Source organism: Idiomarina seosinensis (genome assembly GCF_003987275.1).
GTDB classification, from domain to species: Bacteria; Pseudomonadota; Gammaproteobacteria; order Enterobacterales; family Alteromonadaceae; genus Idiomarina; species Idiomarina seosinensis.
Genome location: NZ_PIQF01000001.1, coordinates 996,852 through 1,016,842, shown reverse-complemented (window position 1 = coordinate 1,016,842; position 19,991 = coordinate 996,852). Strand labels below are relative to the sequence as shown.

Genomic DNA, 19,991 nt, shown 5'->3' with positions numbered 1-19,991 from the left:
CTCAGGCACGCAAAAAGAAGCAGCCTAGCGCTGCTTCTTACGCATAACCCCTTCTTGTATGGTTGACGCGACCAGAGTACCGTCGCGACTATAAATCTGGCCCCGTACGAGTCCGCGTGAACCGCTCGCTGACGGACTATCAATAGCATAGAGTAACCATTCATCCATCCGAAAAGGACGATGGAACCACATCGCGTGGTCGACTGTGGCAACTTGCATATCAGGTTGAGCGAAGCTAACGCCATGTGGCTGCAATGCTGTTGGTAAAAAATTAAAATCGGACGCATAAGCCAGCATATATTTATGGACCCGGGGGTCATCCGGCATATCTCCGTTAGCTTTTAGCCACACGTAACGTTTTGGCTCATCTTTTTCTGGTTTAAACGGGTTATAAGCAGTAACAAACCGCATCTCGATGGGCTTTTCACATATAAACTTGTTGCGAATCGGGGCTGGGATTAAGTCCTGATGCTGTCGATAAATATCCATATCGGACACCAATCCTTCAGGTCCCGGAACCTCGGGCATGGTATCCTGGTGCTCAAAGCCAGGCTCGTCGCTCTGAAACGAGGCTGTCATATAAAAGATTGGTTTACCGTTTTGAATGGCTTTGACGCGACGGGTAGAGATACTGTTACCGTCACGGATAACTTCGACATCGTAGACAATCGGTTTTTTTGCATCACCGGGACGCAAAAAATAACTATGAAATGAATGAGCAACCCGTTCAGAAGGCAAAGTTTCTTTTGCGGCAGACAGCGCCTGGCCGATAACCTGCCCACCAAAAACCGCGCCGAAGCCTAAATCCTGGCTATTACCGCGATAAAGTCCTTGCTCGATCGTTTCTAACTTTAATAAGTTTAATAAATTATCCAATACTTGGCTCATTGACGCTGTTCCTGTGACCCTGAAATCCTTTGTCTAGTGTATCGAATTGATCTGATTTCGTCTTTAACGACTATCCAATATAAACACAATTAATAGTAAAAATAGGTATTTATCTTCAAACAAGAGGGCCGACGCGGCTGGCGTGATACGGTCGTTTATGTTTGACTGTAAACAATAAAAGGTATGGCTGAAGAGGTTTCCTTTGGCTATATTAAAGTCAGGATTCAAATAAAAACCTTTCAGCACAATCAACGCTCAATGCGAATGGGAGAGTACTATGTCAGGCAAAAATAGTCTGGATACGTTAAGTACATTGGATGTTAAGGGCAAAAGTTACGACTATTACAGCTTGCCTAAGGCAGCCAAGTCATTAGGAAATATCGACAAGCTTCCAGCGTCGATGAAGGTCTTGCTAGAGAATTTATTGCGTAATGAGGACGGTGAAACGGTTACTCATGACGATCTGCAGGCAATGGTCGACTGGCTCAAGAAGAAGAAGATCGATCGTGAAATTCAATATCGTCCAGCTCGCGTATTGATGCAGGATTTCACCGGTGTGCCCGGAATCGTCGACTTGGCGGCAATGAGAGATGCCGTCAATAAAGCAGGTCACAATCCAGAGATTATAAATCCATTGTCGCCAGTGGATCTTGTTATTGACCACTCGGTTATGGTGGATAAGTATGCCACACCAGAAGCGTTTAAACAGAACGTGCGGATGGAGATGGACCGCAATAAAGAACGCTATGAGTTCCTAAAATGGGGGCAGGGCGCGTTCGAGAACTTCCGGGTAGTGCCGCCAGGCACCGGTATATGCCACCAGGTTAATTTAGAATACCTTGGTAAAAGCGTCTGGACCAAAGAAGAAGACGGTAAAACAGTCGCGTATCCGGATACCTTGGTTGGTACTGACTCTCACACCACCATGATTAACGCGCTTGGCGTGCTAGGCTGGGGTGTTGGTGGTATCGAAGCCGAAGCAGCAATGCTGGGCCAGCCGGTATCGATGTTGATTCCAGAAGTGGTTGGTTTCCGGATGACCGGAAAACTTCCAGAAGGCGTCACCGCTACTGACTTGGTATTAACGGTAACGCAAATGCTGCGTGAGAAAGGCGTGGTGGGTAAATTCGTCGAATTCTATGGTCCTGGCTTAGATAACTTGCCATTAGCAGACCGTGCGACTATTTCAAACATGGCACCTGAGTACGGTGCGACCTGTGGCTTCTTCCCAGTCGATGACGAAACCATTAATTACATGCGTTTGTCTGGTCGCGATGAAGAAACACTGAATCTGGTCGAAGCTTACTGTAAAGAGCAAGGGTTATGGCGCCGTAACGACAACGAGCCTGAGTTTACTGACGGCATGGAACTAGATCTAGGGACGGTAACAGCGTCACTGGCAGGTCCAAAACGTCCTCAGGATCGGGTGAACATGGAGCAACTGGGTAGCAACTTTGATCTAATCCTCGAAAACAATGGACAAGCGAACGAAACGGATAAGGAAGTGCCGGTTAAAGGACAGGATTACAGTCTAAGCCACGGCGATGTCGTGATTGCTGCCATTACCTCCTGTACTAATACGTCGAACCCGAGTGTGCTAATGGCCGCAGGCTTATTAGCGAAAAAAGCGATTGAAAAAGGGTTAGATCGGAAGCCTTGGGTCAAGTCATCTTTTGCTCCAGGCTCGAAAGTAGTCACCGACTACCTGAAGAAAGCAGGGTTTACGCCATATATGGAAGACCTTGGCTTTCACTTAGTTGGCTACGGCTGCACAACTTGTATTGGTAACTCGGGTCCTCTGGACGATGAAATTACCGAGGCTATTAACGAGGGCAACTTAACAGTGTCGTCAGTACTTTCGGGTAACCGTAACTTTGAGGGTCGTGTGCACCCAGAAGTGAAGGCCAACTGGTTGGCTTCACCACCATTAGTTGTGGCTTATGCACTGGCGGGTACAACTCGTACTGACTTAAGCAAAGATCCGCTGGGTACCGATAAAGACGGCAACGATGTCTATCTTAAAGACATCTGGCCGACGACCAGTGAAATCGCTGAAGCGGTCAAAACTGTCGACAACGAAATGTTCCGAAAAGAATATGCGGAAGTGTTCGAAGGTGATGAAGAGTGGCGTGAAATTAACGTTGCCGAAGGCAAGGTATATGATTGGCAGGATGACTCCACCTACGTTAAAAATCCGCCGTTCTTTGAGGGCATTGATAAACCACTTGAAGAGCTGCAGGACATTAAAGGTGCTAATGTATTAGCCGTGTTTGCTGATTCTATTACCACTGACCATATTTCGCCAGCAGGTGCGATTAAAGCAGACGCTCCGGCGGGTAAATACCTGCAGGAGAATGGGGTTGCCGTTAAAGACTTTAACTCTTATGGTTCGCGCCGTGGTAATCACGAAGTCATGATGCGCGGCACCTTTGCCAACATTCGTATTAAGAACCAAATGTTGGATGATGTCGAAGGCGGCTACACTAAGTATATCCCTACGGGCGAGCAGATGGCCATCTATGATGCGGCCATGAAGTATATGGAAAATGATACGCCACTTGTCGTGCTTGCCGGTAAGGAATATGGCACCGGTTCTAGCCGTGACTGGGCTGCTAAAGGTACTCGTCTGCTCGGTGTAAAAGCCGTTATTGCTGAAAGCTATGAGCGTATTCACCGCTCTAATCTGATTGGCATGGGCGTTTTACCACTGCAGTTCGACGAAGCTGAGGGTGTCGAAGAGCATGGCCTTACTGGTGAAGAGGAAATCTCAATTTTAGGATTGAATAAAGATTTGAAGCCAGGTCAGATACTCGATGTAGTGGCTAAGCGCAACAACGGTGAGGAAGTGAAATTCCAGGTTAAATGCCGTATTGATACCGGAAACGAAATGCGTTACTACAAAAATGGTGGTATTTTGCATTACGTGTTGCGGCAAATGCTTAAAGACTAAAAGTTTAAGCTGTAACAAGAAAAAGGCCTTCGTAAAGAGGGCCTTTTTTTATGCGTGTTGGGCTAAATTTTTAATGCTCGGCCGCCATCCACTTTAATCGATTCGCCGGTCAAAAATGTATTGTCGCGTAAAAAGCGCACGGTATCTATCATTGGCTGCAAACCACCTTCCACCGTCAACGGGGTTTGTTCTAAAATTTGTTGTTTGTGCGCGCTATCATGTTCCGGTAAAAATAAAATTGGACCTGGCTGGATAGCATTTACCCGAACCTCCGGAGCTAACGATTTTGCGAATGCCTGGGTCATATTGGCTAACGCGGCTTTGGCACCGCAATAGGCAATATAGTCAGTTGATGGGCGGTCGCTATATATATCGGTAATATTGATGACCAGCCCATCGTTGGCTTTGGCTAACAGTGACGACAAGCCTGTTATTAACTTATAGGGGGCGACAGCATGCACCTGGTACACAGCGTTTAATGCATTGTCGTTCTGATCCACGGTGTCATTATTAAAAAAGCATGATGCATTGTTGACCAGCAAGTCTAGATGATTGGCTTGGGCCAATACAGCGTCAACCATTTGGTCAATCTGTTGGTTATCACTAAAGTCAGCCTGCAGGCCGATGGCACCGCTTTTCTCAAGTTTCTCGACACCTTGTTTCGAACTATTATAGTGGGCAAATACAGTATAGCCCTCGTTAAGAAGACTCTCAGCCAGTTCATAACCAAACCGTCTTCCGGCTCCGGTAATTAGGGCGACTTTATTCATTGTTTTAGGCTCATCAGTTCTTGTTGTAAATGGTGCAAGTATTCAGGAACTTGCGGTTGTTCGCTTAAAGGACCTAATATATCAATATCGATGGGACGGTCCTTAATACTACTCTGTGGGTCAGAGCGGTCGCGCCCTAATAGTTCCTCTATTTCGTTAAAATGTTGCTTTAACTCGTTAGCAGGCAATGTAGTTTCTAACGTGAAAAGGGCATTTAAAAAGGGCTTGTTGGTATTTATTCCAACCGGTTGAGTGACAATATCCCGGGAAAACTCAAGCTTTTCAGAGAGCTTAGCGAGATAGTGTTTTGCTCTGGAAAAATGGAGCTCAGGCTCTATATTTGAGCCTAGACTGCAAAGATACATCATAAGTAAGCAGCTTCCTGTAGTTAATCACGTTAAAGCAGTACGTTAGCTTGCGGGAAACGGATTGTTGATGCAATTATAAGATAAAATGTTAATAAAAATGAACGTTCAAACAACAACCTGCTTGTTAAGTTGAAATCGTTCTAACGGGCTGATAGCCTGATAATTCAAGTTACTCAAGAGAGCAATCCAACGCATGGTGAAACCCTCGATAGGTGCCGGACGTATGATTAAAATGTTGAGTTTGTGTTTCTTGTTAACACTGGCTGCGCCGTCGGCCGCGCAATCACTGCAGTTAAATGGGCCGGATTCAACCGTCAGAGAGGGATATTTCACGGTAAACGTGTCGTCGACTACTGATGCTTCAGAGCCTATTGCTTCTCTTGTAATAGAAGCTTCCTCAAGTAAAGATTTTAAGCAAAACCTGCAAACTTTCCCCGCATTAGGTGATTTTAAGAAACTCTCGCTAACTGGCTTTAGCGATGGCACATATTATTTGCGAGCACGCAGCGAAGATGTTTCTGAATACAGTAATGTAATTCAGGTTCGAGTTCAGCATTACCCATTGTGGCAAGCGCTTGGCTTATTTGTGGTTGGTTTTTTAATATTTACTGCTCTGGTTGTAACAATAATTCGGTTTCATCAAAAATCTGAAGCGGAGCCTGCAGATGACTGAGTTTGCTCTGGATACGTCGGTTGGTTTAACCATCGTCGTATTATTCGGTATTGGCTGGATCTTGTTTGGCTACTGGTTAGGCCGTAAAAACAAAACCCACGAAGACTTTGCCCTGGCCGGGCGTAATGTAGGCTTTGCTTTTGCGGCAGCAACGGCAATGGCCACCTGGGTCACCAGTAATACGACCCTGGTAGCACCACAACTAACCTACCAGTTTGGTCTTTGGGGGATGATTGGTTACTCCTTTGCCGCTCTGGGGCTATTGTTATTTGCACCTATGGCTAAACGTATTAAACAATTGCTACCCAACGGGTATACCTCAGGCGACTTTGTAAGGTTGCGTTATGGTCAGGTGGCATGGTGGGTATTTATTATTATCTCGGTGGTTTACGCGTTCGGCTGGCTGATAAGTTTGGGGATGGCGGGCGGTATTTTGCTCGAGTCGCTGAGTGGCCTTGATTATCACATTGGTATGACCGCTATTTTAATTATTTGTGTGGGTTATACATTGTTTGGTGGAATGCGAGCGGTCATTGCGACCGATTTTATTCAGGCGTTAATCATTATTGTCGGTGTTAGTGTTATTGCTTACTGGCTTATTGATAATGTTGGGCTGGACAGTATTCACCAAAACTTATCCGCTGAGCACCCACAGTTATTGGACGTATTATTTCCGGCAGCTGTGATGTTTTTGTTTAATAATATTTTCTTTGGTTTGGGTGAAATTTTTCATTCCAATGTTTGGTGGTCGCGAGCACTATCCTTTAAAAAAGATGTTGCCTACAAAGCCTATTTAACGGGTGGTTTAATGTGGTTGCCGATCCCAATTGTTACTGGGTTTATTGCATTGGCGGCACCGCAGTTGGGTATTTTTCCACCAAGCGCTGATATGATTGGTCCGACAGTCGCTGCAGCGGTACTCGGTAAGGCGGGCGCGATTGTTGTCTTTATTGTTATCTTTTCGGCTTTAGCTTCCAGTCTGGATTCGTTATTGGCGGCTACATCAGATTTAGTCACTCAAGATTTATTCCATAAAAAATTCAAACCCAAGGCTTCTGACAAAACGCTGATGCGGTTTAACCGTTACTGCATTTTAGGACTTGGGATAATGACTTGGTTGTTTTGCTTACCTCGCATTGCCACCTTAGGCGCTTTATTAAACTTTGCCGGTGCCTTTGTAGCCAGTACTATCTGGCCAATTGTACTTGGTCTTTATCAACGGAAGTTAAGCGGTAGCTATGCTGCGGCAGCAATGGCATTTGGTACTTTAAGTGGGCTCGTTGGCTACTTTGCTATTGGTTTTTACGTCGCGGCACTGATCTCTTGCGCTGTTTCCGGTGTTATTTGTTGGGTTGGCGTAGTAAACAGTCAGCGCCTATTCGACTGGCGGCAGCTAAACGAGGAGAACTAAAAATGCAAATTCCTGAACTGTTTTTCTCGGTATTAATTATCGCTGCGCTGGTAATCACTTGTTTAACTCCGGTGATTTTGCTGGCACTGTTTATCAAAGACTATTTTTCTAAAACAATATGGTAACCCTATGAACATAAAAGATGTGTCGTTTGAAAGGGAGCGGCCGGATGTTTGTGGTAACGCCCATCCTAAGGCGTTACTTAGAGCTATTCAGGAAGATGGCGATTATTTGTTGAAGCTGTCCAATCAGCACATTGTGTCTTCGGATCAGTTTACCCAAAACGGTCTGCTGCAGTTGTTTCGGCTAGCCGCAAAATATGAAGCTAACCCGCGGCGGTTTAGTACCTCATTGCAGGGTAAGATTTTGATTTCTGCCTTTTATGAGCCCAGCACTAGAACCAGACTCTCGTTTGAGAGCGCCTGGCATCGTCTGGGTGGCGATATTATGTCAATTACCGACCGATCTACCACAGGTATTGCGAAAGGTGAATGCTTAGCGGATGTGGCCGAAATGTTTAATAATTACGGCGACTGTGTGGTACTGCGAGATAACAACGAAACGTCGCTAGAAGAAATGGTCGACTCGTTGCGTATCCCGATTATTAATGCCGGTAATGGGAGCGATGAGCATCCAACGCAAGCACTGGCTGATCTTTATGCGATGTTCAAATGGCGGCCGGAATTGGTTACCGAGGAGGCTGCAGAGCATGCTGTCAGTGTTGGTATCATTGGTGTGCCGAATAAAATGCGCACGGTACGCAGTTTGATAAAGCTGTTGTGTAAGTTTCCCAATGCCATAAAAGAGTTGGTTATTATTCACGACGACTCGGTGCAGGATGAGTTATTCGGCCAGCAACAACGAGAACAAATTGAGCAAGCGGGTATTAGTATCCGTACCGCAACCGATCTGGATAAAACTTTACCCGATCTGGACGTTATTTATATTAATGCTATTTCCTGGGAGGGAGAGACGTTTAATACCTATGGTAAAACATTTAGTCTAACGGCTAAATCGCCGCTTAAAGAGGGGGCTATTATCTTGCACCCATTGGCTCGTGGCGCAGAATTGAGTACCGATCTTGATCATACACCGCATAATTGGTATTTCAGCCAAGCCCGTGGTGCCGTGTTTTTACGCATGGCGTTACTAACATGTATGGTTCAGCGCGCGGAGCGCGTTATCGATGTTGTCTAATAGAAGGAAAAGCAAAGAATGTGCGGAATTGCTGGAGTTTTTCATCACCAAACGGAACGTCCGATAAACGCTCAAACGCTGGTTAACATGGCCGCGATTATGCACCATCGGGGCCCCGATGGTTATGGCTACCAAATTAATCAAGAACAGGGGGTCGGTTTTAGTCACGCACGACTTTCAATTATCGATTTGGATGAACAGCGCGGTCGACAGCCTTTTTTATCAGCCGACAACCGGCTGCTGCTAACACATAACGGCGAATTTTATGACTTTAAACGGATCCGTGCGGATCTGACTGCTAGAGGCGCTCAATTCCGTAGCAAAAGTGACTCCGAGATTGTATTGCACCTGTTCGAACGTTATGGCTTAGAGGCCACTTTAAAAGAGCTACGTGGAGAATTCGCGTTTGGCCTTTTTGATAGTCAGGAAGACAGTCTCTATCTAGTCCGCGATCGATTCGGCATCAAGCCGTTGTATTGGACAGAAACAGAGCACGGGATAGTGTTTGGATCCGAACTGAAAGTGTTGTTTGCCCACCCAGATGTCAAGCGGGAGTTTTCTGCTGAAGGCTTGTACCATCAGTTAATTCAGGTAATGGTTCCAGGTTCAACCGCATTCTCGGGGATTAATCAGGTGCAGCCGGGCTATGTGGTAAAAGTAACTCGGGTTAACGGTAAATTACAGATCACGGAACATAAGTACTGGGACGTTAACTTCCCGGATGAGAGAGATTACCCCGGCGACGACGTTGACGAAGAACAATACATTGAGGGAGTTCGAGCCCAACTGTTGGAAGCGGTACAACACCGGATGACGGCTGATGTGCCAGTGGGCTGCTATCTATCCGGTGGTATCGACTCATGTGCCATCCTTGGTCTGGCTTCTGCGTCGACGCAAACTTCAGTTAAGGCATTTACTATCGGCTTTGATTCTGACGACTACGACGAAACACCAATAGCTAAAGAAATGGCCGAAGCAACTAATGCTGACCACCATATCATGGCACTGAAAGCGAATGACTTATACGACCATTTTGTGAAAACCTTATGGCATACGGAACGCACGATATACAACACTCTGGGTGTTGCTAAGTACCTGATGAGTCAAGCGGTGCATGAGGCTGGTTATAAAGTGGTGATGACCGGGGAAGGCTCGGATGAGCTCTTTGCCGGATATCCTGCTTTCCGTAAAGATATGTTCTTGCATGGTCTGGATCATTTACCGGAAATCGAGCGTGTGGAGTGGCAGGAGTTACTTGAAAAAAACAATAAGTTGTTTAAAGGCGCAATGTTGGCGCGCGAAGAGTTTGTCAGCGATGCGTTTAATCAAAAAGTGGGCTTTACTCCAAGCTGCGTTCAACCCTGGTTATCGTGCAGCTCGGTTGCCTTGCCACTGATGTCTAATACCATGCGACAAAAGGTAGAGAGTTATGATCCTAGCACGGCGATAGCCGATACTCTCGACCAAAACATGTTAGAAGGGCGTCATCCGCTCGACCGCGCTCAATATGTCTGGATTAAAACCATGCTGGAGGGGCAGATTCTGACCTGGGGCGGTGATCGGGTTGATATGGCAAACTCAATGGAAGCACGACCTGCATTTCTGGACCACCATTTAGCGGAGTATGCTTTTTCTGTACCGCCGCATTTGCGAATTAAAGGGAACAAAGAAAAATATGTGCTGCGTGAGGCGATGAAGGGCTTGTTACCGGAAACGCTGTATAAGCGAGAGAAATTTGCGTTTATGGCACCACCGGCGCATACCGACCCTGAAAAATGGAAGGCGGTGGAAAAGCTGGCTGAACAGTTTCTCAATAAGAAAGCCGTCGAAGATGCCGGTTTGCTCGACTATGAGCAAGTGGTAAAAACTTTTGAAAGGCATCAGGACTCGGCGGTTCCGGCTGAGGAACATGTGCAATTAGATGCAGTGATCAATCATATGCTGGGTGTTCAGGTTTTGCATCACCATTTTGTTGCGACGGATGTGCCGAAACAAGCGGCACAGCGAGCTCAGGAACTAGGCTGGGTAGCCTAGCTCCTACTGAGCACCTTTTGAGGACTCGGTGACTGCGTCGATATAGTCACCGTAGCCTCTTTCTTGCATTTTATCGAGCGGGACAAACTCCATTGCCGCTGAATTCATACAATAGCGCAAGCCTGTTGGTTCGGGTCCGTCGTTAAACACGTGGCCTAAGTGCGAGTCGGCATAGCGACTGCGGATTTCGGTACGGGTATAAAACCAACTGTTGTCTTCCTTTTCGACCACAGCGTTCGGTGTAATGGGGCGAGTGAAGCTTGGCCAGCCGCTGCCCGATTTGTACTGATCTGCCGATGAAAACAGCGGTTCACCACTAACAATGTCAACGTATATACCGGCACGCTTATTATCCCAGTAGGCATTGTTAAAGGCTTGCTCGGTTTCATCTTCCTGAGTGACGGCGTACTGAATTGGTGTTAATTGCTTTTTTAGTTGCTGTTTTGACGGTTTGCTAAAGTCTTGCCAAGGGTTACTACCTGCCGTTTTTTCACCGCCGGGGTTATCATTGGTGAATCGATGGTAATCAATGTTGTTTGTTTCTCCCCAATGCTTTTCTACAAAGTCGTAGCGACCGGAATTGTATGTATAAACTCTATATCGAATTGGGTTTTTGTCGTAATAGTCCTGATGGTAATCTTCTGCTGGATAAAACGATGTAAAGTCTGTTATTGGCACAACAATCGGTTGTTGAAACGGGCCGTTTTCGGATAACCACTGTTTAGAGGCCTCTGCAACACGTCGCTGAGTATCGTTATGGACGAATATTTCTGGACGATATTGCTGTCCACGATCAACAAATTGGCCTTGGTTATCGGTAGGGTCCATAATTCGCCAAAACTTTTGTAATAGACCAGCGTAGCTGATAACACTGGGGTCGTAGTAAATCTGCGCAGCTTCGGTGTGCTCGGTCTGGCCCGACGAAACTTGCTCATAACTCGGGTTTGGCTGGTTACCGCCGGCATAACCAGAAACAACTTCTCGGACACCATCAAGTTGTTCAAAGGCTTCCTCTACACACCAAAAACAGCCACCGGCGAGTGTCGCGACCGCTTCATTTTGTTGCTTTTCTGTTACTTCATTTTGTGCGATGCTGAAATTACTGACTAACAGCAGGCAGGTGAAAGTTAAAATGATTCGCATGTGCTCTCCAGATAATACGACTATTATAATGTAATAGGTGTATTTTGGTGAAAAAGTTCTCTATCGGTCTGCTTTTATTATTAACGCCATTGGTACAGGCACAAACAGAGGAGCCCGGGCAGCACTCTGATAAACAGTGGTACGACAGCTTCCGTGAAGGACTCGCTGGCACTGTCGATGCATCCGCTCGCTGGGTTGACGGTTTTTTTGCCGAAGACAGATTGTCAGATAGCTACAGTTCATACGGTCGACTGTCATTAGCGCCTCAATGGAGCGCTTACGACGGCTTTGAGTTAAAGTCTCGGTTTCGGGCAAAAGTAAATTTACCTCACGCCAAGGATGAGTTATCCGCGTTTATCGGTCGAGTCGATAGTGATGAATTTTTGGATGATGCATCCGCCGGACGACCTTCCGTTATTCGCTCCACAGCTACCGACGAGGAATGGTTAGTCGGCCTGGGTTTCGACCCTCATATGAACGAGCAGCACCGGCTGTCTTACAGCGTCGGCATTCGTGGTGGTCTCGACTTTGATAGCTACCTAAGAGCGCGCTACAGAACCGATGCTGCGCTGGGGGAGAGCGCCTTGGTGAGACTGCAAAGTTCAGCCTTTTGGCGGGATAGTGATGGCTTTGGAGTCGCGCAACGGTTTGACTTTGAAGCGAACGTTACCGATAGCATTCTGGCGCGCTGGTCGGCATTGGGAACCTTTGCGCAGGAAACTAATGGTTTGCGTTGGAGTAGTTCAGCTCGTGCTTATAAACTTTATGCTGAAGACAAGGCGATGGCGGTTGAAACCTGGATTGAAGGACAAACCGATCATGCTGTGCCGATAAATGACTATGGAGTACGGCTACTCAATCGGCAACGTTATTTGCGTGAATGGCTGTTTGTGGAAACTTGGGTGGGCTATCACAGGCCCCGAGAGACTGTTAATGAAGTTCGTCGGGGCCACTGGATGCTGGGATTAGAGATTGAAATCCATTTTGGTACTGACAATGCCTACTTGCCAGATTCGCGCCAATCGAAGTCAACGACAAGTGGATCATGATCTGATGACCGATAGGGGCCGGGTTGATAGTACGTTTTATCACGGTAGTCGTAAAAGCCCGGTTCATCGGCATTAAAATTGATATGTTGCACCAAGTCGATAGAGGGCACCAATTCATCAGCCACTAAAATATGGTCTAATGCACCGGCCTGACTGTCATAAACGTATGAGTAGTCATGTTCGGAGGAAACATTTTTGTACCCGTTAGAGGTCATGTATTGGATCGGATCTTCGTGATAATAAGCATTAAAATCCCCCAATAAAACCGGTGCCGGGAATTGCTCGTTAGCCACCCATGACAGTAGTGACTCGGCTGACTCTAGTCGCAGAGAATTCCAACATGCCTGACCATCATGTTGGTTAGCATTAGAGCCGCTATCAGGACAACTTCCTTTTGATTTAAAATGATTAACTACCGCAGTAAAGGTTTTATCGTTGTTTTTATCAACAAATACCTGTGCTAATGGTACCCGGCTACCCCATGTAAAAGGGCCCTGTACCAAAGTTTTAGCATGCGAGCCTGGAGTTAGCCGCTCGGAGTTATAGATAATAGCAACACTAATTTGATCGCTTCCCACCCGCTCTGAGCGCGGCTGAGCGATAGCGTAAGTTTTACTCTGGGCTTGGTTTAATGCCTTTGTTAGTTGAGTAATAGCGCTGTACTGACTAAAACCATCATTTTCTACTTCCATTAAACCCAACACGTCTGCATCAAGTGCAACCAGTGCGGCGATAATCTTTTGTTGCTGACGCTTTAATTGCTCCGGTGAGTGAGCGCCGCGTTCAGTTGGAAAGCCGCCACCCTTGCCGTCGCCGTTAAAATAATTCAGCACATTAAAGCTAGCAACCCGAAGATGCTCGGTGCGCTTAGGATATATTGGTGTTATCTTGGAGCGCTCTGCAAGTTGCAGATCGACAGTCGGTTGCAACCGGTAAATGTCATTATACTGCGATAAAATTCCGCTGATCGGCTTTAGTCTCGCGCCACTTCGTAAACTGTTTTGTGGGCCATGAAATAAACTTTGATGTGGCAGCACGTCGGGTTGCTGGTTGCTGTTGTCGTCCACTTGTAGTCGGTTTAGCCGATTGCTGGCGCGTCGCGCGTTAGCGGCACTTCCGGGTTTAGCGACTTGAGTTGGGGTCCAGAGACGTCCGGCAGAAACATCAAAGTAGCCATGACGAGGAAATTGGTAATGGCCAGAAATCGTCAACGGTTCATCGCCTTCTACGATAACCTGCATTCCTTCCAACGCTTCGGCTTGAGCGCGCGAGTCAAACGGCAAGCTTACAGTAATAGTCGATGGCTGTTGCTCCGCCGGGCCGCAGTCATAGATGGCACTTGGATTGGTTAGTTGAGTAAGACCGTTTATTTCACTAACTGTGCCGGTTACCCGAACCTGAGTACCAACCTCCGCTTTATGACTTATATTTTGGGTTGCAACAAACAGACCTTGAGATGTTAACGGATCATCATCGACATGGTCCGTTGGCGACTGGATAAAAAAACCACTTAGCTGATTTTTATTACTCCAGTTGGCTGTGACAATACCGGATACGGTGGCTTGTTTACCTTCCATCGGTGAGCTTTCAGCTGCTCCCTGAACATCATGAATCGCGACCAACTGGGCGTTGTTTTCGCAGCTTTGAGCAGTAACGCCAGCGCTAAAAAGTATTGCTGAGGCAATAAGGGTAAGTTGTTTCATTGACCTGAATCCATTTTGTGATAACTGCCAACCTCCAGTACTGGAGCGGCGTCGAGTCTTTCCGCGTCCATCATAGCCGCAATTCTTTGCATAGAGGACAATAATAAAGATTGTTCCCATTCATCTAATGCCTGAAACTTCTCGATAAAGTCCTCTTGCAGAGGTTGTGGAGCTTTACTCAGGAGCGCACGGCCTTGTTCGGTTAGATATAGCAAAACTCGGCGTTTATCGGTAGCACTGCGGTGTCTATGGATAAGTTGCCGATGCTCCATCCTTTCAATGACGTTAGATACGGTAGCTGGGCTTAGGGTAATATTTTGCGCAACTTCACTGGCAGTAATTCCGTCGCGAGCAACAATTTCTCTGAGAATTAAAAGTTGAGGAGCAGTCAATCCGGAATATTTATTAAGCTGTTTGGAATAAAGGTCGATAGCGCGAATAACTTTACGCAACGCCAATAATAGTTCCTCGTACTTTTCCATAAGCCAATCCTTGTTTAATGAATTAGTAACGACGAGCCGACAAGTCTGTTCGACGAATTTGGATAACCATGCCCATTTTTGGATGGTCAAAATAGTGTGTTTCGTGGCTAATAACCCGACGTCGCTGCTTAAACGGGTAAGCTCTTAAAAAAGGTTGCTCTGAGGACTTTCCGGATAGGGCGTGTTGCGCCTGTTGCTTTAAGTCAGACATTGCCGATTCGATTGCTGTTGTTTCGCGTAAGTTAAAATCACTGTCTATATGCAAGTAATTGCCGATTAAGAATATATGCAGGAGGCCGTCTAACTCCCAGATAAGCTCTGGTAATTGGCTGGTGTCATCCAGTGGTTTAGGGGCCTGCGAGTCGGCGTTAGTAAAGATAACTTGTTCAGCATCTACTTTCTGCAGTAACGTTTCTACTTGTTCTACTAACGAGCCTTGTTGCAGGCGTCGCTCAACTGAAGTTCCACCGAGCGACTGTTTGGTAAGGCCGTCGTAATTAAATTCATTAGTAAATTGTTCGCCGGCAAACAGTCGTATTGTTTTATTATCCCGTTCGCTAAAAACAGGCTGTCGCCAGGCAACGTGTAGCAGCGGCTTCACCAGCCCTTTATTCACTAATTGCTGGCGCGTTTCAGTCAGTTCGTGGACACTTTCCGGCATCAAAAATGCCTGTCTTGCAGAGTTAATATCACCGCCTCTGCCGTCAATAATAACGTCTGTTTTGGCGAGTTCTTGCGTTCGTGTTGGTGGTGTTAACGGGTTACCGGGAATCGGGATCCAAACATCCTCATGCTCAAACTGGCAGTCAATTCGCAGATTTAATTCAGACTGTTCAGCGAGCGGCTCACAGCTGTCTAAACCGCCGCGTAGCGCAGGGTAGCTTCGATTGTGATAGGGCGTAAGAAGATCATTACCCAGCGTAATCGGGATAGCGGAGACCTGGAGCGGGAATTGCTCACGAATAGTTTGTTCCGAAGTGTGTTTAAACAAAACAACTTCTACTTCGAACCAACGCCAATACTCTCTATCTGGAACCTGTGCATGAGCCGTCGTCACACTCAATGTTGACAGGGTTAGAGCAATAGCTGTTGTTAAAATACGCGTCAGCGCCACCTTATTCACTCCTGAGAAAAGTCATTCAACAGCGACTCTATCAGTTTTAACCGGCTTTGAGTATCCTCTATAGGCTGACTGATGCGGAGCCGGTTTGGTCCATCAAGCTTGTAATTATTCGGTGCCTGTTGCATCAAACCAATAATCACTTCGGGTTTAACCTTGGTGTTGTCGGAAAACTCGATAACGCCACCTTGATTACCCATTTCAATTTTTCGAATTCCTAACAATTCGGCGTGATTTCGCACACTGGTTTGTCGGATTAGGTTTTTCGCAGCATCCGGGAGTAACCCAAAACGGTCAATTAATTCAACCTGAATGTCTTGCAGCTGCTGTTCGCTGTCACTGCTGGCGATGCGCTTATATAAACTTAAGCGGTTATTGACGTCGGGAATATAGTCATTAGGTAACAGAGCGGGAATGCGTAAGTCGACCTCGGTACGAGTTCTGGATAAATTTTCCAGCGAGGGTTGTTTACCGTCCTTAAGCGATTGTACTGCCTGTTCCAGCATGTCCATGTACAAAGTAAAGCCAATGCTTTCAATTTGTCCGCTTTGTTCATCACCTAGTAGTTCACCGGCGCCGCGGATTTCTAGGTCGTGCGTAGCGAGCATAAAGCCAGCTCCCAAGTCTTCAAGCTGTGAGATAGCTTCAAGCCGCTTAGCGGCATCCTTGGTCATACGCTTAGGATTGGGTGTTAATAAATAGGCGTAGGCTTGGTGATGTGAACGGCCGACCCGTCCCCGAAGCTGATGCATCTGTGCCAATCCCAGGTGATCGGCCCGGTTCATAATGATGGTATTAGCACTGGGAACATCGATACCGGTTTCGATAATAGTCGTGCAAACCAATACATTAAATCGTTGATGATAAAAGTCGGACATAATACGCTCGAGTTCGCGTTCGCGCATTTGCCCATGAGCGACTGTAATACGAGCTTCAGGAACCAGGGTTTCCAGATCACGGGCAATCTTATCGATGGTCTCAACGTTATTGTGTAAAAAGTAAACCTGACCACCGCGCAAAATCTCGCGCAACACGGCTTCGCGCACGGTGGCATCGTCAGATTCACGGACAAAGGTTTTTACGGCAAGGCGTTTCGCTGGCGGAGTAGCGATAATGGATAAATCACGAATGTTATGCATCGCCATGTTGAGCGTCCGCGGGATTGGTGTTGCGGTCAACGTCAGAATATCGACATCGGCGCGCATTCGTTTAATCGTCTCCTTTTGGCGAACACCAAACCGGTGCTCTTCGTCGACCACGAGCAAGCCAAGGTCATTACATTTAATATTATCCTGCAGCAACTTGTGGGTACCGATAATGATATCCACCTGGCCTGACTCCAGATCTTCTAAAATCTGTTTGGACTGCTTAGTTGTCTTAAAACGTGACAACACTTCGACTCTGACCGGCCAGTCAGCAAAACGATCTTTAAAGTTTTCATAATGCTGCTGCGCTAGCAAAGTAGTGGGAACCAAGACCATTACCTGTTTGCTGTCATTCACGGCAATGAAAGCAGCGCGCATGGCAACTTCGGTTTTACCAAAGCCAACATCACCGCACACTAACCTGTCCATAGCCCGTGGCGCCTGCATATCGGCGTTAACAGCTTCAATCGCTTGTTGCTGGTCAATGGTTTCCTCAAACGGAAAGCCGTTCGAAAATCTTTGGTAGTCGTCTTGATTAATGGTAAATGGGTAACCGGGCTTCGCTTCACGCTGCGCGTACACATCAAGCAGCTCGGCGGCGACATCCCGGATCTTTTCGGCAGCGCGCTTTTTCGCTTTTTCCCAACTGTCATTACCTAATTTGTGCAATGGCGCATGATTATCTTCGCCACCGCTGTAGCGGCTCAATACATCGAGTGCAGAAACCGGAACATAGAGCTTTGAAGCGCCGGCATATTCGATAGTCACAAACTCAGTGGTGACGTTACCTGCATCCAGAGTTGTTAGCCCTTGATAACGACCGATACCGTGATCGATATGCACTACCGGCTGTCCTACTTGTAACTCTGCTAGATTACGGATTAAGGTATCTGGACTGACAGTGGCTTTTTGCTCGCGGCGACGTCGCTGCGCTACCTTATTACCAAACAATTCCGTTTCGGTAATAAACCAGACGCCTTCCTCTACCAGATGGAATGAGTTGACGATAGGGCTGACCAGCAGTCCAATCGGTTCATCCGACGCTAAAAACTCATTCAGACTGGTGAAGTTGGCGAGCTGCCAGCCTAAACGGGCGGCAATTTCACGTAAGGTTTCTTTGCGGCCTGCGCTCTCGGCGGAAAAAATGACGCGTTCATTATCATTTAGTGCTTGCTCAATAGTTTTTGCTAACTTTGCAAATGGCTGCTTGTGCTGATGATCTGCAGCAATGTCCGTTACAATCTCGGTATTAAATTGGACAGCGCCTGGGGTTGGTTTATCCGCAGGGATAGCTGTGCGGATACGGTGCAGTTTTTTAAAGCCCCGGTGAACTTCGTTGGCAGGCAAGAACAGTTCGTTGGGGTGTAGTAATGGTCGCTGTTTATCGTATCGACGTTGTTCATAGCGGTGGTTAATATCGGTCCATAAGCGCTCTAAGGCACCCTGGATGTCGCCAAAAGTAACTAACACCGTGTCATCCGGCAAGTAATCAAAAAGGGTTGCGGTTTCTTCAAAAAATAACGGTAAATAATACTCGATGCCGCCGGGAAGTTGAGATTTACTGACTTGCTGATACACCGAGTCGCGCTCGGTGGTTACTTCGAAACGCTCGCGAAACTGGCTACGAAACTGCTCGATACCGGCTTTCGTTAGTGGGAATTCATGCGCTGGTAACAGTCGAACTTCATTAACCGGTTGTTGAGATAACTGAGTTTCTGGGTCGAATGGCCGAATGCTATCAATCTCATCATCGAAAAAGTCCAGCCGATAGGGCAGCTGACTGCCCATTGGGAACAGATCAAGGATAGACCCCCGGGCACTAAATTCACCGTGCTCCATAACCTGATTGACGTGTCGGTAGCCAGCTTTCTCAAGCTCCTCACGCAAAGCAATACTATTGAGTTTTTGACCGACGGTAAATTCAAGTGCCTGACTTTTAACGAAGGTTTTGGGAGCGATGCGTTGCATTAATGTATTAACGCTAACAATTAAAGCGCCGCGCTTCGCAGCGGGGAGACGGGCTAACACGCTCAACCGTTCAGAGATTATATCCTGATGTGGAGAAAAACTATCGTAAGGCAAAGTCTCCCAGTCAGGGAATAGGGTTATATCGTCGTGGTATTCTGTATTTTCACCCGCAAAAAACCGCACTTCCTGCTCGATTCGATGGGCTTGATTTGCATCAGGGGTAACGATTAATACCCGGCCTGGGGTATGGTCAATGAGCTTGGCCAGTGCCAGTGCCTCGGAACTGCCGCGCAAATTTATCCAGCTAATATCGCGTTCGGACGACTTCGGAAACGGTGGATGTAATACAGAAATTTCAGCCATGACTACTCAATTGCCGGTTAAAATACGTGGGCATTATACCGATCTATGCGTGTTTTTGGATGAGTCTCAGTGACAATTTATCCATTTTCGTCAGTTTTTTGCTGGCGTTGTTGGGCGCGCCGTTTTAAGTGGCGACTTTGGGAATGCAGACTGGCCCGAATTAAGTGTTCCTGATCTTGTTCTAAGATTTGCTCAAACTCGAAAGTGATTTTGTAGCTGCCTGATGGCTCATGCGGCTCACTGGCGACACAGCGCAGGTAGCAAAAGATAGCTAACGACTCCGCTTTAAAGAACAGCTTAGCTCGAACAACCTGATCAAAATCAAACGAGTGTGGGGATATAATGCGTATGCCACCACCGCCAAACTCAGTTCCTTCGAAGCGGTGGTTGGGGTCGTCTTCGTAACGCAACAAATAACCTAGCATGGTGATCATTCGCTGGTTCATATGGTCGAGTAGGCCGATTAGCGCAGGCGACTGTTGATTGTCCATTTTAAGTCTTTCGAGCATATCCTGATCGGAACCCGCCATACTGGATGCCATTTTAAACAGCTCCGGCATAGTGTCTTCAAACTCAAACTGATCCGGCACTATAAAGTCGTTATCGACGATTTCCAGGTTGACCGGAAATGACTCGCTAACGGTGAAGAAATCGCCGATTTGTTGTGTCTGTGTTAATGGGGAATCTGTCATAATCTGCCCTTTTAGTTGTCAGGCTTACTACAACT

At 46.8% G+C, this 19,991-nt stretch carries 16 protein-coding genes; 7 read left to right on the top strand and 9 right to left on the bottom strand.

Annotated features, from left to right (window positions below; all coding sequences use genetic code 11):
• Positions 1–24: 24 nt before the first annotated feature.
• A complete protein-coding gene (tesB, locus tag CWI81_RS04860; protein WP_126784139.1) occupies positions 25–888 on the bottom strand; it encodes an acyl-CoA thioesterase II in 864 nt (287 codons plus the stop codon).
• Positions 889–1,165: 277 nt separating this feature from the next.
• Between tesB and acnA the strand changes: the two genes are divergently transcribed.
• On the top strand, positions 1,166–3,838 hold the full coding sequence (gene acnA, locus CWI81_RS04855; protein ID WP_126784137.1) for an aconitate hydratase AcnA: 2,673 nt from the start codon (positions 1,166–1,168) through the stop codon (positions 3,836–3,838).
• A 62-nt stretch (positions 3,839–3,900) separates the two neighbouring features.
• On the opposite strand, the gene CWI81_RS04850 is transcribed toward acnA, so the two are convergent.
• Together CWI81_RS04850 and folK are read right to left on the bottom strand one after the other, a co-directional pair.
• On the bottom strand, positions 3,901–4,608 hold the full coding sequence (locus CWI81_RS04850; protein ID WP_126784136.1) for an SDR family NAD(P)-dependent oxidoreductase: 708 nt from the start codon (positions 4,606–4,608) through the stop codon (positions 3,901–3,903).
• Positions 4,605–4,976, bottom strand: coding sequence for a 2-amino-4-hydroxy-6-hydroxymethyldihydropteridine diphosphokinase (gene folK, locus CWI81_RS04845; protein ID WP_126784134.1), 372 nt, complete (start codon positions 4,974–4,976; stop codon positions 4,605–4,607). The genes CWI81_RS04850 and folK overlap by 4 nt, the downstream gene beginning before the upstream one ends.
• A 223-nt stretch (positions 4,977–5,199) precedes the next feature.
• Between folK and CWI81_RS04840 the strand changes: the two genes are divergently transcribed.
• From CWI81_RS04840 to asnB, 5 genes are read left to right on the top strand one after another with little or no spacing between them, the layout of a single operon-like run.
• Positions 5,200–5,649 carry a hypothetical protein gene (locus CWI81_RS04840; RefSeq protein WP_241970344.1) on the top strand — a complete coding sequence of 150 codons (450 nt, stop codon included), beginning with the start codon at positions 5,200–5,202 and terminating at the stop codon, positions 5,647–5,649.
• A complete protein-coding gene (locus CWI81_RS04835; RefSeq protein WP_126784130.1) occupies positions 5,642–7,060 on the top strand; it encodes a sodium:solute symporter family protein in 1,419 nt (472 codons plus the stop codon). Before CWI81_RS04840 ends, CWI81_RS04835 begins: the two co-directional genes overlap by 8 nt.
• 2 nt (positions 7,061–7,062) lie before the next feature.
• Positions 7,063–7,185 carry a hypothetical protein gene (locus tag CWI81_RS12860; RefSeq protein WP_276567836.1) on the top strand — a complete coding sequence of 41 codons (123 nt, stop codon included), beginning with the start codon at positions 7,063–7,065 and terminating at the stop codon, positions 7,183–7,185.
• Positions 7,186–7,189: 4 nt separating this feature from the next.
• Positions 7,190–8,257, top strand: a complete 1,068-nt coding sequence (locus CWI81_RS04830; RefSeq protein WP_126784128.1) for an aspartate/ornithine carbamoyltransferase family protein — start codon at positions 7,190–7,192, stop codon at positions 8,255–8,257.
• An 18-nt stretch (positions 8,258–8,275) separates the two neighbouring features.
• On the top strand, positions 8,276–10,291 hold the full coding sequence (gene asnB / locus CWI81_RS04825; protein WP_126784126.1) for an asparagine synthase (glutamine-hydrolyzing): 2,016 nt from the start codon (positions 8,276–8,278) through the stop codon (positions 10,289–10,291).
• Positions 10,292–10,294: 3 nt separating this feature from the next.
• Here the strand turns inward: asnB and msrB are convergent, their stop codons facing one another.
• Entirely contained in the window at positions 10,295–11,434 is a 1,140-nt protein-coding gene (msrB, locus tag CWI81_RS04820) for a peptide-methionine (R)-S-oxide reductase MsrB (RefSeq protein ID WP_126784124.1), read from the bottom strand.
• A gap of 47 nt (positions 11,435–11,481) precedes the next feature.
• On the opposite strand from msrB, the gene CWI81_RS04815 reads away from it, so the two are divergent.
• Positions 11,482–12,483 (top strand): hypothetical protein, encoded by a 1,002-nt coding sequence (locus CWI81_RS04815; RefSeq protein WP_126784122.1) that lies wholly within the window; start codon positions 11,482–11,484, stop codon positions 12,481–12,483.
• Here CWI81_RS04815 and CWI81_RS04810 read toward each other — a convergent pair.
• The 5 genes from CWI81_RS04810 to CWI81_RS04790 all read right to left on the bottom strand — a co-directional run bounded on the left by CWI81_RS04810 (position 12,435) and on the right by CWI81_RS04790 (position 19,956).
• The gene (locus CWI81_RS04810; protein ID WP_126784120.1) at positions 12,435–14,186 is read right to left on the bottom strand and encodes an ExeM/NucH family extracellular endonuclease; all 1,752 of its coding nucleotides are present in this window, start codon (positions 14,184–14,186) and stop codon (positions 12,435–12,437) included. The genes CWI81_RS04815 and CWI81_RS04810 overlap by 49 nt on opposite strands.
• Positions 14,183–14,668 carry a MarR family winged helix-turn-helix transcriptional regulator gene (locus CWI81_RS04805; RefSeq protein WP_126784119.1) on the bottom strand — a complete coding sequence of 162 codons (486 nt, stop codon included), beginning with the start codon at positions 14,666–14,668 and terminating at the stop codon, positions 14,183–14,185. Before CWI81_RS04805 ends, CWI81_RS04810 begins: the two co-directional genes overlap by 4 nt.
• Before the next feature lie 22 nt (positions 14,669–14,690).
• Positions 14,691–15,782: a CsiV family protein gene (locus CWI81_RS04800; RefSeq protein WP_157983294.1), complete on the bottom strand. Its 1,092-nt coding sequence runs from the start codon at positions 15,780–15,782 to the stop codon at positions 14,691–14,693.
• A 5-nt stretch (positions 15,783–15,787) separates the two neighbouring features.
• Positions 15,788–19,264 (bottom strand): transcription-repair coupling factor, encoded by a 3,477-nt coding sequence (gene mfd, locus CWI81_RS04795; protein WP_126784116.1) that lies wholly within the window; start codon positions 19,262–19,264, stop codon positions 15,788–15,790.
• A 77-nt stretch (positions 19,265–19,341) separates the two neighbouring features.
• Positions 19,342–19,956: a PilZ domain-containing protein gene (locus tag CWI81_RS04790; protein WP_126784114.1), complete on the bottom strand. Its 615-nt coding sequence runs from the start codon at positions 19,954–19,956 to the stop codon at positions 19,342–19,344.
• Positions 19,957–19,991 lie beyond the last annotated feature (35 nt).